This is a genomic window from Bradyrhizobium sp. UFLA05-89, assembly GCF_059803475.1.
In genome coordinates, this window is sequence record NZ_JBANBA010000064.1 from 1 (window position 1) to 12,496 (window position 12,496).

General features: G+C 64.5%; 17 protein-coding genes. 12 read left to right on the forward strand and 5 right to left on the reverse strand.

Going from position 1 to position 12,496, the window contains the following annotated elements; translation table 11 throughout:
* Together SO139_RS27820 and SO139_RS27825 are read left to right on the forward strand one after the other, a co-directional pair.
* A partial coding sequence (locus tag SO139_RS27820; RefSeq protein WP_498541010.1) for a GyrI-like domain-containing protein occupies positions 1–502 on the forward strand: 502 nt, incomplete at its 5' end.
* A gap of 5 nt (positions 503–507) precedes the next feature.
* Entirely contained in the window at positions 508–1,227 is a 720-nt protein-coding gene (locus tag SO139_RS27825) for an SIMPL domain-containing protein (RefSeq protein WP_449384351.1), read from the forward strand.
* A gap of 83 nt (positions 1,228–1,310) precedes the next feature.
* Here SO139_RS27825 and SO139_RS27830 read toward each other — a convergent pair whose 3' ends face one another.
* Positions 1,311–2,306 (reverse strand): MBL fold metallo-hydrolase, encoded by a 996-nt coding sequence (locus SO139_RS27830; protein ID WP_449384352.1) that lies wholly within the window; start codon positions 2,304–2,306, stop codon positions 1,311–1,313.
* Between the two features lie 421 nt (positions 2,307–2,727).
* On the opposite strand from SO139_RS27830, the gene ffh reads away from it, so the two are divergent.
* From ffh to SO139_RS27865, 7 genes are all read left to right on the forward strand, one after another.
* On the forward strand, positions 2,728–4,278 hold the full coding sequence (ffh, locus tag SO139_RS27835; RefSeq protein ID WP_449384353.1) for a signal recognition particle protein: 1,551 nt from the start codon (positions 2,728–2,730) through the stop codon (positions 4,276–4,278).
* 85 nt (positions 4,279–4,363) lie between these two features.
* Positions 4,364–4,696 carry a 30S ribosomal protein S16 gene (rpsP, locus tag SO139_RS27840; RefSeq protein WP_027523519.1) on the forward strand — a complete coding sequence of 111 codons (333 nt, stop codon included), beginning with the start codon at positions 4,364–4,366 and terminating at the stop codon, positions 4,694–4,696.
* A 176-nt stretch (positions 4,697–4,872) separates the two neighbouring features.
* The gene (gene rimM, locus SO139_RS27845; protein ID WP_449384354.1) at positions 4,873–5,427 is read left to right on the forward strand and encodes a ribosome maturation factor RimM; all 555 of its coding nucleotides are present in this window, start codon (positions 4,873–4,875) and stop codon (positions 5,425–5,427) included.
* Between the two features lie 34 nt (positions 5,428–5,461).
* The gene (trmD, locus tag SO139_RS27850; protein ID WP_449384355.1) at positions 5,462–6,205 is read left to right on the forward strand and encodes a tRNA (guanosine(37)-N1)-methyltransferase TrmD; all 744 of its coding nucleotides are present in this window, start codon (positions 5,462–5,464) and stop codon (positions 6,203–6,205) included.
* A 111-nt stretch (positions 6,206–6,316) separates the two neighbouring features.
* A complete protein-coding gene (rplS, locus tag SO139_RS27855; protein ID WP_254101811.1) occupies positions 6,317–6,697 on the forward strand; it encodes a 50S ribosomal protein L19 in 381 nt (126 codons plus the stop codon).
* Between the two features lie 465 nt (positions 6,698–7,162).
* A complete protein-coding gene (gene leuC / locus SO139_RS27860; protein WP_449384356.1) occupies positions 7,163–8,569 on the forward strand; it encodes a 3-isopropylmalate dehydratase large subunit in 1,407 nt (468 codons plus the stop codon).
* Between the two features lie 93 nt (positions 8,570–8,662).
* Positions 8,663–8,872, forward strand: a complete 210-nt coding sequence (locus tag SO139_RS27865) for a hypothetical protein (RefSeq protein WP_449384364.1) — start codon at positions 8,663–8,665, stop codon at positions 8,870–8,872.
* A 120-nt stretch (positions 8,873–8,992) separates the two neighbouring features.
* Here the strand turns inward: SO139_RS27865 and SO139_RS27870 are convergent, their stop codons facing one another.
* From SO139_RS27870 to SO139_RS27880, 3 genes are all read right to left on the reverse strand, one after another.
* Entirely contained in the window at positions 8,993–9,568 is a 576-nt protein-coding gene (locus tag SO139_RS27870; RefSeq protein WP_449384357.1) for a hypothetical protein, read from the reverse strand.
* Between the two features lie 211 nt (positions 9,569–9,779).
* Entirely contained in the window at positions 9,780–10,040 is a 261-nt protein-coding gene (locus SO139_RS27875; RefSeq protein WP_449384358.1) for a hypothetical protein, read from the reverse strand.
* 97 nt (positions 10,041–10,137) lie between these two features.
* On the reverse strand, positions 10,138–10,356 hold the full coding sequence (locus tag SO139_RS27880) for a hypothetical protein (protein WP_449384359.1): 219 nt from the start codon (positions 10,354–10,356) through the stop codon (positions 10,138–10,140).
* A 243-nt stretch (positions 10,357–10,599) separates the two neighbouring features.
* On the opposite strand from SO139_RS27880, the gene SO139_RS27885 reads away from it, so the two are divergent.
* Complete coding sequence (locus SO139_RS27885) at positions 10,600–10,827, forward strand: hypothetical protein (protein ID WP_449384360.1); 228 nt, start codon at positions 10,600–10,602, stop codon at positions 10,825–10,827.
* 1 nt (position 10,828) lies between these two features.
* Here the strand turns inward: SO139_RS27885 and SO139_RS27890 are convergent, their stop codons facing one another.
* Positions 10,829–11,119 carry a hypothetical protein gene (locus tag SO139_RS27890; protein WP_449384365.1) on the reverse strand — a complete coding sequence of 97 codons (291 nt, stop codon included), beginning with the start codon at positions 11,117–11,119 and terminating at the stop codon, positions 10,829–10,831.
* 175 nt (positions 11,120–11,294) lie between these two features.
* Here SO139_RS27890 and SO139_RS27895 point away from each other — a divergent pair, with 175 nt between their 5' ends.
* Together SO139_RS27895 and leuD are read left to right on the forward strand one after the other, a co-directional pair.
* Entirely contained in the window at positions 11,295–11,693 is a 399-nt protein-coding gene (locus SO139_RS27895) for a metallopeptidase family protein (protein ID WP_449384361.1), read from the forward strand.
* 159 nt (positions 11,694–11,852) lie between these two features.
* Positions 11,853–12,458 carry a 3-isopropylmalate dehydratase small subunit gene (leuD, locus tag SO139_RS27900; protein WP_449384362.1) on the forward strand — a complete coding sequence of 202 codons (606 nt, stop codon included), beginning with the start codon at positions 11,853–11,855 and terminating at the stop codon, positions 12,456–12,458.
* Positions 12,459–12,496: the final 38 nt, after the last annotated feature.

Here is a 12,496-nt window from a genome sequence, read left to right on the forward strand (position 1 = left end):
GGCCACGACCCCGCCCGCCAGCTCCGCCCCGGTTCAGGCCGCCGATCCCTTTGGCCAGGAGATGACGCTGGAGCCGAAGAAGGTCGTGATGGCCAAGGGAAGCGCCAACTGGGATTCCGCCTTCGACACGCTGATCGATTCGTTCAAGGCGCTGAACGCGCTTTTGGACAAGCAGGGCATCAAGCCCGCGGGCAATCCGATGATCGTCTACACCTCGACCGACGACACCGGCTTCACCTTCCTCGCGGAGATCCCGATCGACCAGGATCCCAAGAGCCTGGGCAAGGACATGAGCATCGGCAAGTCGCCGGAGGGCAAGGCGCTGAAGTTCGTCCATCGCGGCTCCTACGACAACATGGACAACACCTATGAGGCGATCACCAATCACCTCGACGACAAGAAGCTGGAAGCCAAGGACACTTTCATCGAGGAGTACCTCACCGATCCCCTGAAGACGGCGGAGGACAAGCTCGTGATCAACGTCTATGTGCCGCTGAAGTGAACGTGATGAAGAACAACGCGATCATGGCCGCTGTTTTCACCGCCGCGCTTGGCGCGACTCCTGCGCTTGCCGACGATTTTCCGTCGGCGGTCTCGGTGAGCGGCGAGGCGAGCGTGTCGGCGGCACCTGATCTCGCGCAGATCGATGCGGGTGTCGCCAACGACGCGAAGACCGCGAAGGAAGCCTCCGACGCCAACAACGCGGCGATGGGCAAGGTGCTGCTGGCCTTGAAGGGCGCGGGCATCGACGAGAAGGACTATCAGACCTCGCGGCTATCGCTGCAGCCGCAATATGCAACCTCGTCCAAGACCTCGGACCGCGCAACGAGCATCGTCAGCTTCCGCGCCAGCAACCGCGTCACGGTGAAGATTCGCGACGTGACCAAGGTGGCCAGCGTGATCGACACGCTGGTCGGCGCCGGCGCCAATGATGTCGGCAACATTTCCTTCGAGGTCACGCTGGCCTCGAAACTGCTCGACGGTGCCCGCGAGCAGGCGCTTGCCGATGCCCGCCGCAAGGCCGAGATCTACGCCAAGGCCGCCGGCGTGACGCTCGGCGCGCCCCTCAGCATCTCCGAAGGCGGCGGTCCGATGCCGCTGTTCAAGAGCCGCATAGCAGCCGCACCCATGGCCGCAGCCCCGGCGCAGGTCGCTCCCGGCGAGGAGACGCTGTCGGTGACGGTGAATGTGAGCTGGGCGATCAAGCCGGCACAACCGGCGCAGTAAGAGGCACACTGCCGCACCAACCTGGGTGTGCGCTCGCTACGCTCGCTTGTCCGTGACGACACCGGAGATAAACGGCGCAGTCATCAAATCTCCACCACCTGCCCCGGCTTCAGCGCCACGAACCGCTCGCGCGGGATGCTCGCTGCATCGAGCGCTTCGAGCAGCGCCTTTGCCGGCGCGTCGATGGCCTCATCGGTGAGCTGGAACGTGCCATGGTGATGCGCCAGCGCGGCCTGCGCGCCGCAGTCCGATAGCGCCTTCACCGCGTCTTCCGGATTCATGTGCTGCTCGCGCATGAACCAGCGCGGCTCGTAGGCACCGATCGGCAGGATCGCGAGACGCAAGGGACCGTGCGCTTCGCCGACGCGGCGGAAATGCGCGCCCTCGCCGTAGCCGGAATCGCAGACGACGTAGATCTTTCCCGCGGGCGTCTCCAGCACGAAGCTCGCCCACAGCGCCCTGTTGCGGTCGAACAGGCTGCGCGCCGACCAGTGGCGTGTCGGCACGAGATGCACGGCAATGTCGCCGCCGAGCTCGACGCGGTCGTGCCAGTCGAACGCCTCGGCGCGGATCGCGCCGTCGCGCTCACGCATGGTGAGATCGTTGCCGAGCGGCGTGATCACGCGCGGCGCAAAATTCTTGGCGAGCCGCGACAGCGTCGCGATGTCGAGGTGATCGTAGTGACCGTGCGAGACCAGCACGACGTCGATCTTCGGCAGCTTGTCGAAGGCGATGCCGGGGTCGTTGTGGCGCTTCGGCCCGGCCCAGCCCACCGGCGAGACCCGCATCGACCAGACAGGATCGACGAGGATATTGAGCCCGCCGGTCTGGATCAGCCAGCTCGCGTGCCCGACAAAGGACAGCCTGACCTTGCCGCCATTAACCTCCACCGGCGGATAATCGGCATAGGGGCTCGGAACCCAGGCCGGCCAGACCGACCGGTCGCGCTTGCCGCCGAACTGCCAGCGCAGGACCTCGCGCAGCGATTTTGGCGGAACTCCATCGGGGTCGAAGAACTTTTCGCCGTCGAAATGATCGGACGGCGGGCCGGAATAGGTCTTGATGCTGCGGCGGGTCATCTAACGGCCCGAATGGCCCCAAAATAAAGGTTCCGGGAAGGAATAAGCAGCCGAACCGCCCCCTTCAAGATGCCACATTCCGGCTTGTTTCCTTGACTTTTGCGGCTTGCGGGGGTTTAAGGCCGCACCACTTCTCGGAAAGGCTTTCTTTTCGACCCGCCGACTGGCCCTGGAGGCCAGAGGTCAACGCCCGACAGCGCGATGCGCCCTCGGGCGTAAAGGTGTTTGGAAGATCGTATTTGGCTTCGGGCCACGACCCGAGCAAGTGGTCATCCCCTGCGAAGGCGGGGGATCCAGTATTCCGAGACGGCTCGGCTTGAACCGAGAGGCCGCGGCGTACTGGATGCCCCGCCTTCGCGGGGCATGACAGCGGAGAGTAACGGAGCGCGCCCCCACGGGGGACAGCAACAGGACGACTTCATTGTTCGACAATCTGTCGGAAAGGCTTGGCGGCATCCTCGATCGTCTGACGGGGCGCGGTGCGCTGACCGAAAAGGACGTCGACGCCGCGATGCGCGAAGTGCGCCGCGCGCTGCTGGAGGCCGACGTCGCGCTCGAAGTGGTGCGCAGCTTCACCGAGCGCGTGCGCGAGCAGGCGATCGGCGCCACCGTCGTGAAGTCGGTCACCCCCGGCCAGATGGTCGTCAAGATCGTCCATGACGAGCTGATCAACACGCTCGGCGCCGAAGGCCAGACCATCGACGTGAATTCCGTGCCGCCGGTGCCGATCATGATGGTCGGCCTGCAAGGTTCCGGCAAGACGACGACCACCGCGAAGCTCGCCCGCCGCCTCGTCCAGCGCGACAAGCGCAAGGTGCTGATGGCTTCGCTCGACGTCTACCGTCCGGCGGCGATGGAGCAGCTCGCCGTGCTCGGCCGCGATCTCGACATTCCGACCCTGCCGATCGTCGCGGGCCAGCAGCCGCCGCAAATCGCGAAGCGCGCGCTGGAAGCCGGCAAGCTCGGCGGCTACGACATCGTGCTGCTCGACACCGCCGGCCGCACCACGCTCGACGAAGAGATGATGGCGGAGGCTGCCGCGATCAAAGCCGCAGCCAATCCGCATGAAGTGCTGCTGGTTGCGGATAGCCTCACCGGCCAGGACGCGGTGAACCTCGCGCGCTCGTTCGATCAGCGCGTCGGCCTCACGGGCATCGTGCTGACAAGGGTGGACGGCGACGGCCGCGGCGGCGCCGCGCTGTCGATGCGCGCAGTCACCGGCAAGCCGATCAAGCTGATCGGCACCGGCGAAAAGACCGATGCGCTGGAGGATTTCCATCCCGACCGTATCGCCGGCCGTATCCTCGGCATGGGCGACGTGGTGTCGCTGGTCGAACGGGCCGCCGCGAACATCGACGCCGAGAAGGCCGCGCGCACCGCCGAGCGGATGCGCAAGGGCCAGTTCGATCTCAACGACATGCGCGAGCAGCTGTCGCAGATGGCCAATATGGGCGGCATCAGCGGGCTGATGGGCATGATGCCCGGCATCTCCAAGATGAAGAACCAGATTGCCGCCGCAGGGATCGACGACAAGATCCTGAAGCGGCAGGTCGCGATCATCGATTCCATGACGCGCGAGGAGCGCCGGCACCCCGACCTGCTCAAGGCGAGTCGCAAGAAGCGGATCGCCGCCGGAAGCGGCCAGAGCGTCGAGCACGTCAACAAGCTGCTCAAGATGCACCGGAACATGGCCGACGTGATGAAGGCGATGGGCTCGGGCAAGCGCGGCCCGCTCGCCGGCATCGCGCAGGCCATGGGCTTTGGCGGCGGCATGAAGATGCCCTCGCCCGAAGAGATGAAGGCGCTGCAGGAGAAGATGCAGGGCGGTGGCGGCGGACAGGGCTTGCCCAACCTGCCGAAGGATTTGCCGCCTGGTCTTCGCACCGGCCTGCCGAACCTGCCTGGACTGACCGGGCTGAGCGGCAAGCCGACGCTGCCGGGCCTCGGCGGTTTTCCAGGCAAGAAGAAATGAGGAATTCGTCGCGGGGGATCGTCAGCATCCTGCGCAACGCGGAATACCAATCAACCGAACGAACTGTACTTTGAAGGAGAACTGAATGTCCGTCGTTATCCGCCTCGCGCGCGCAGGCACCAAGAAGCGCCCCGTCTATCACGTTGTCGTCGCCGACTCGCGCTTTCCGCGCGATGGCCGCTTCATCGAGCGCTTGGGCTATTTCAACCCGCTGCTGCCGAAGGACAACGAGACCCGTCTCAAGCTCGACATGGACAAGGTGAAGGCCTGGCTCGCCAAGGGCGCGCAGCCCTCGGACCGCGTGATGCGCTTCCTGGACGCAGCCGGCGTGAAGAAGCGCGAAGCGCGCAGCAACCCGCAGAAGGCCGTGCCGCGCAAGGAGCGCAAGGCGCAGGCCGAAGCCGCCGCGAAGGCTTAAGTCTCTTCGATGCCCAGGCCTTCATGCTTCGAGACGCACGGCTTTCGCCGTGCTCCTCAGCATGAGTGTCTATCTCCTCATCCTGAGGAGCACGCGCACCCGAGCAAGCCGAGCGAAAGCGAGGCCGTCGCGAACGGTGCAAACAAAGCGTGCGTCTCGAAGGGTGAGGCCACCTGATGTCTCAACTCATTTGCGTCGCGCGGATCGGCGCCGCGCATGGAGTGCGCGGCGCGGTCAAATTGTGGACCTTCACCGAAGATCCCTTTGCCGTGCGGCGCTATGGTCCGCTGTCGACCCTCGACGGCAAGCGCCAGTTCGAGCTCGCGCAGGCACGCGAGGCCAAGGATCATCTGGTCGCGACGTTCAAGGGCGTCACGACCCGCGATGAAGCCGAACGGCTCAACGGCATCGAGCTCTATGTCGCGCGCGAAAAGCTGCCTGCGACCGATGACGACGAATATTACCACGCCGATCTGATCGGGCTCGCCGCCGTCACCACGGCCGGCGACGCGCTCGGTCGTGTGTTCGCGATCCACAATTTCGGCGCCGGCGACATCATCGAGATTGCTCCGCCCAAGGGTACGACGATGCTGCTGCCGTTCTCCAACGCGGTGGTGCCGGAGGTCGATCTCGACGGCGGTCGCGTCGTGATCGCGCTGCCGCAGGAGATCGAAGGCGAGGACGAAGGCGACGCTCTCTCCACCAGTCCCCGCGAAAGCGGGGACCCATAACCACAGGCCGTGGTTTTTGGCTAAGCTGATTGCAATGACCAACTCCTCACCCTGGCGCGCGACGGTGCTGACGCTGTTTCCCGAGATGTTTCCGGGACCGCTCGGCGTGAGCCTGGCCGGCCGGGCGCTGGCCTCCGGGCTTTGGGAGCTCGAGGCGCGGGACATCCGGGCGTCCGCGACCGATCGTCACCGCAGCGTCGACGACACGCCGGCCGGTGGCGGGCCGGGCATGGTGCTGCGGGCGGATGTCCTGGCCGCGGCCATCGATGCCGCCGGGATCGGCGAGGTGCGGCCAAAGCTCCTCATGAGCCCCCGCGGTCGGCCATTGACCCAGGCCCGCGTCATCGAGCTGGCAAAGGGCCCCGGCCCCCTGATTGTCTGCGGCCGGTTCGAGGGGATCGACCAGCGGGTGATCGAGGCAAGGGGCCTGGAGGAGGTCTCGATCGGCGATTACGTGCTTTCCGGCGGCGAAATCGCAGCACTGGCGCTGATCGACGCGTGCGTGCGGCTCTTGCCGGGAGTGATGGGCAAGGAGGCCTCGGGAACCGAGGAAAGCTTCTCCGAAGGTCTCCTGGAATATCCCCAATACACCCGTCCGCAGCTGTTTGAAGGGGTTCCGATCCCGGAGATCCTTACCTCCGGCGACCATGCCAAGGTCGCGGCCTGGCGGCGGGCCGAATCCGAGGCCCTGACGGCTGCCCGGCGGCCGGATCTGTGGGAAAAAGCGACGAATCGAGCCTCCGGCCAAAAAACGCCAAAAAACAAGACAGACGGGTGACAAACGCTCCCGCTTGCCTTATAGGAGCGGCCAAATCCGCAATGGCTGGATAGACGAATTTCGCGCAGCCCCCTCTTTTTCGTGGCTGGGCGCGCCGATGGAGAATTACCCATGAACCTGATCAAGCAGCTCGAAAAAGAGCAATTCGACAAGCTCTCCGCCGGCAAGGAGATTCCGGAATTCGCCCCCGGCGACACCGTGATCGTCAACGTGAAGGTCGTCGAAGGCGACCGCACCCGCGTGCAGGCCTATGAAGGCGTCTGCATCGGCCGTTCCGGCGGTGGCCTCAACGAGAGCTTCACCGTGCGCAAGATCTCCTACGGCGAGGGCGTCGAGCGCGTGTTCCCGCTGCTCTCCCCGATGATCGACTCGATCAAGGTGGTGCGTCGCGGCAAGGTGCGTCGCGCCAAGCTCTATTACCTGCGCAATCTCCGCGGCAAGTCGGCTCGCATCGTCGAGAAGCAGGACCGCGCGACTGCAGTCAACGAGTAATCTTCGCAACAGGCGGATCGGCGAAGAAGCGCGGGGCTTGGCTCCGCGCTTTTTTGTTTGCGGTTCGTGCGGTGACGACGAGGTGTCGATCCTCATCCTGAGGAGCGCGGAACGCGCGTCTCGAAGGATGAAGGCCCGGTCCGTGGCCTCGCCCTTCGAGACGCGCGCCAAGGCGCGCTCCTCAGGGTGAGGGGCATGCCCTGTGCAAGTAGTGAAAGCTCTCGCGCTTCCAAATCGGCCTGCTATATATTCCTGGAATGTTTCCAGATCAGACCCGCAACGAGCCCATCAAGCGCATCGTCATCGACGATCGCTCGCGGCTGCCTGGCCGGTTCTTCGGACGCTTTGCGACCTCGGCAACGTCAGAGCTTAGACGCGCAGCTTAAACGCTGCGCCGACGATTTGTTTGCCCGCGCGCAAAGGCGCGCTTCACATCGCTACCAAACATTGCTGGAGCTCACGCTCATGTCCAAACCGACCACACTGTACGACAAGATCTGGAACGATCACCTGGTGCACGAAGCCGAGGACGGCACCTGCCTGCTCTATATCGACCGCCATCTGGTGCACGAAGTCACCTCGCCGCAGGCTTTCGAAGGCCTGCGTACCACGGGCCGCAAGGTGCACGCGCCCGAAAAGACGCTCGCCGTCGTCGACCACAACGTGCCGACCACCGATCGCACCAAGCCGAACCCCGACCCTGAAAGCATCGAGCAGATCAAGGCGCTCGCGGAGAATGCCAAGGAATTCGGCATCGAATATTACAACGAGTTCGACAAGCGCCAGGGCATCGTCCACGTCATCGGCCCCGAGCAGGGCTTTACGCTGCCCGGCACCACCATCGTCTGCGGTGACAGCCACACCTCGACGCATGGCGCGTTCGGCGCGCTCGCGCACGGCATCGGCACGAGCGAGGTCGAGCACGTGCTGGCGACGCAGACGCTGATCCAGAAGAAGGCCAAGAACATGCGCGTCACCGTCGACGGCAAATTGCCGGAGGGCGTGACGGGCAAGGACATCATCCTGGCCATCATCGGCGAGATCGGCACCGCCGGCGGCACCGGTTACGTGCTGGAATACGCTGGCGATGCGATCCGCGCGCTCAGCATGGAAGGCCGCATGACGGTCTGCAACATGTCGATCGAAGGTGGCGCCCGCGCCGGCCTCGTCGCGCCCGACCAGAAGGCCTTCGACTTCCTGCGCGGCCGTCCGAAGTCGCCGCAGGGCGCAGCCTGGGATGACGCGATGCGCTACTGGGAGAAGTTGCGCTCCGACGACGGCGCGCATTTCGACCACGAGCTTCGGCTGGATGCAGCCAAGCTGCCGCCGATCGTGACCTGGGGCACCTCGCCTGAAGACGTGATCTCGGTGACCGGCCTCGTGCCGGATCCGGACAAGATCGAGGATGAGGCCAAGCGCCTCTCCAAGCATCGCGCGCTGAAATATATGGGCCTGGCCGCGGGCACGAAGATCACCGACATCAAGCTCGATCGCGTCTTCATCGGCTCCTGCACCAACGGGCGCATCGAAGACCTGCGCGCCGCGGCGAAGATCGCCGAGGGCAAGACCGTCAGCGCCCATGTCAACGCCATGGTCGTGCCGGGCTCCGGCATCGTGAAGGAGCAGGCCGAAGCGGAGGGTCTGGACAAGATCTTCATCAAGGCCGGCTTCGAATGGCGTGAGCCGGGCTGCTCGATGTGCCTCGCCATGAACCCGGACAAGCTCAAGCCGGAAGAGCGCTGCGCCTCGACCTCGAACCGCAATTTCGAGGGCCGCCAGGGCTTCAAGGGCCGCACGCATCTGGTGTCGCCGGCGATGGCGGCCGCGGCTGCGATCGCGGGTCACTTCGTCGACGTCAGGGATTGGCGCTGAGCCACATCAGCGCAATTCTAACGATCCGGGCAAGCGTGCCTTAAGCGGCTTGCCCCAAGACTTCATCCTCGCGACGAGCTCGCGAGGATGAAGATGGCCAACAAGCCGGACTACATCGACCTCATCAGCGATGCGACGCGCCAGCATCGGCGCCGCGCTGCGCCGTCGCGCGTCGTCGCCAAGCCCGAGATCGAGGAGACCTCGCGCCTCAGCCGCTGGCCGCCGGCGATGTTCCGGCAATGGAAGCTCGACAATCTGATGCGCTGGAAGCCTGCATCCTGGAAGCTCGGGGATTGGCTCTAGCCACAAGCACTCCGCATCATGCCCGGGGCATCCACGACCTTTCTTTGCGAGGCCAAGAACGTGGATGGCCGGGACGAAGCCCGGCCATGACGTGACGGATAGAGTTCGGCGGTTCTCACATCACCAATAGCGATGCCGCCAGCCCCAGTGGTGCCAGCGATGCCAATGGTGCCAGCGGCAGATGCGGCGCGGGCCCCAATGGGTCCAGATGACCCGGCAGCGGCGCGGATAGCTGTAATAGGGATAGTAGCCGCCGTAATAGTAGCGCCGGTGGAAGTGGCGATAGCCGTAGTAGGGACGATAACCCCAGTGACGGTGATATCCGCCGTAACGGAAGCCGCCATAGCGATAGCCGCCGCCATGAAAGGCCGGCGCGGCACGGAAGCCACCACCGTGGAAGCCGCCGCCACGGACGCCGCCGAAATGCGCTCCGCCACCGCCGTGAAACCCTCCGCCGCCGTGAAAACCTCCACCACCACGGAAGCCGCCCCCATGGCCGCCACCGCCGCCACCACCGTGGCGGACCTGCGTGACCATGTCATCGGTCGCGGCTTTCGCTGCCGGTAAGGCGACCGGATTGATTGGGGTCAGCGCCTCGGCGCGCTGCGCAGTCCCTGCCGACAGCACCAGCGCTGCCACGGCCGCAAGTCCGAACAAGCGGACCACGCTCGCCGGGGGATCAAAACTCCTCAGCATCAAACCCTCCCTGGATCTGGACAGCGCGGCGTGAGCCCACCTCGAAGTGCGAGGCGGACGTGGCGGGCGCTGTTCATTTGCGGTCGCTCCCCAAGATTAAATTAGGGACAGTGACGTGAACGCCTCATGAATGAATGAGAGCGAGAGGATCGGCTGCGATGGAGAGTCGCTAGAGAGCGTGCAGTTGCGCCAACAAAAGAGCGCGGAAGTCTCACCACCACGGCCCGAAGCCGAGCACGAAGGGAGCGGGCACGCTGTAGGGATAGGGCCGATAATAGACGGGCCGCGCGTAGTAGTGCGGCTGATAGGGCGCGTGCCGAACGCTACGCACGTATCGGTCGTGACGTCGCATGCCGAAATCAACCGTTCGCGCCGACGACTGCTGCGTGGCGATTGACGTCGCCGCAACCGATGCATCAGGCAGGGCCATTGCCAGTCCCAATGCGCCGACGATGACGATCGCTGTCTTCATGACCATCTCCATGCCGCCAGCATGAAGCCTTCGTGACGTCATCTGCAAGCGAAAACAGGCCCGGTTATCCGGGCCTGTTTTGCCGCCGATCGACGCGTCACCACCAGCGCCGGTGATGCCAATGGTGCCAGCGCCAGTGATGATGGTGCCAGCCACGCCAATGCACTTCCGTCGTGGTGGCAGCGACATCCTGCACCGCTGGTGCGGCGCCGGGATTGATGAGGGATACGGCATGCGCGCGCTGGATGGGCGCAGCGGACATCAGCACGGCTGCGACGGCAGCGAGACCGAACACCCTAGCCTTCGTGAATTGCATGTCGTCCTCCTCCTATCTCCAAGTGTGACGCAATATGTGTGACGAAAATCCAGCATGGCGTCACGGAGGAGAACGCTAGAGGCGGCAGCCTGAATCGTGTATGAATGAACGCGCCGCAAAGATGAATGCAAAGAGCTGCTCGCGAAAGACCTGCGGCCAGATGCTTTCGAGACCCGCGCAACGCATTTCGTTTGCGCCAATAAAACCAACCGTCAATGATCAGCGTATCTTCTGGACGACCAGATGCAGGAGATGGTCATGGCACTGTCACGTGGTGGGCTGCCGGTTTCGCGCTTTGCTGTTTCAACGGTTACCCTGTTCGGCTCGGAGGTCGCGCTCGCCGCACAAGGACCGGGCGTTGAAGTGGGCGCGGCGAGCCCGTTCGTGCAAGCGGTGATGGCGATCCTGGTCTACGGCGCGTCCGCGCTCGTCGTCGGCGTTGGCCTGATCGGGGCGTTGCGAGGTCGTTGATCTAGCCCCGTCGCCAGTAGCAGCTCATGCGCGGCACGATCACGGTGCCGCTCGGCCGATATTCCTGCACATAGGTGGCGTTGCATTCCCGTACCGCGTCCGGGCCGGGATTGTAGCGCGGATAGACCCCGTCCGGCGTCTCGTACGGCACCACGCGCAACCGCGGCCGGCGGCGCGGCGGCGGCGCATCCGGGGGCAAGGCATCTGGCGAAAAGACCTGGGCCAGCCGGACTGCGGCGCCAGTCGCCTGGGCTTTCGCGCCGGAATCAAAAAACAGCGAAAACAACCCCATGCAAAGTAAGACCTGGCAAAGTAAGATCAGTGCCGCTGTTCCCGCCCGCATCGTGCCACCCACCTGAATCGACCCCATCAAGGCGCCGTACGCTCCCCGTTTTGGTGCCGCGCGTCAACCTTGCCGCGATCATAAAGCCGGATGCATCGCCGGGGAACCCGCGCTAAGAGAGGGCATGTGGACGGAATTGAAAGCGCCTTCGCTCGCCGAAATGGAGGCGGTGGCGCACGACATCTTCGAGCGCCTGCCGAAACACTTTCGCGATCTCTGCGAGGGCGTGATCCTCCGCGTCGACGACTTCCCGACTGACGAGGTCCTCGACGAGATGGACTGCGAGAGCGAGTTCGACCTGCTCGGCCTGTTCCAGGGGGTCGGCCTGCCGCGGCAAAGCTTCGCCGACGTGGCGCGGCTGCCGAACATGGTTTGGCTCTACCGCCGGCCGATCCTGGATTATTGGGCCGAGCACGAGGAGAGCCTCGGCCATATCGTCCGCCACGTGCTGATCCATGAGATCGGGCACCATTTCGGCCTCTCCGACGACGATATGGCCGCGATTGAGGCCTCCGTAGACTAGATCTCATCGAGCCACGGGCTCGGTCAACCTCCCCCGCAAGCGGGAGAGGGAGCCGACCTACTTCGTGGCGAGCAGATGAGATCTGCCGAATTTGGCCTAGGATTCGGGCCCTAATCGCGATAAACAGCCGTTCCCCTGACCTACCCGGGAAGCGCAACCATGGACAAGTTCACCACGCTGGAAGGCGTCGCGGCGCCGCTGAAGATCATCAATGTCGACACCGACATGATCATTCCGAAGCAGTACCTGAAGACCATCAAGCGTACCGGCCTTGGCAAGGGGCTGTTCTCCGAGCAGCGCTACAACGACGACGGCAGCGAGAATCCGGACTTCGTGCTCAACCAGCCGGCCTATCGCAATTCGAAGGTGCTGGTCGCCGGCGACAATTTCGGCTGCGGCTCGAGCCGCGAGCACGCGCCCTGGGCGCTGCTCGACTTCGGCATCCGCTGCGTGATCTCGACCTCGTTCGGCGACATCTTCTACAACAACTGCTTCAAGAACGGCATTCTGCCGATCCGCGTTGCCCAAGAAGACCTCGACAAGCTGTTCGACGATGCGGAGCGCGGCGCCAATGCGACGCTCACCATCGACCTGCCCAACCAGGAGATCCGCGGCCCCGACGGCGGCAAGGTCAAGTTCGAGATCGACCCGTTCCGCAAGCACTGCCTGATCAACGGCCTCGACGACATCGGCCTCACGATGGAGAAGAAGGCCTCGATCGACACCTACGAGGAGAAGCTCAAGCGCGAACGCGCCTGGGCCTGAGATCGGCTTTTATTTCGAGCCCCGGTGCGATGCGCGCC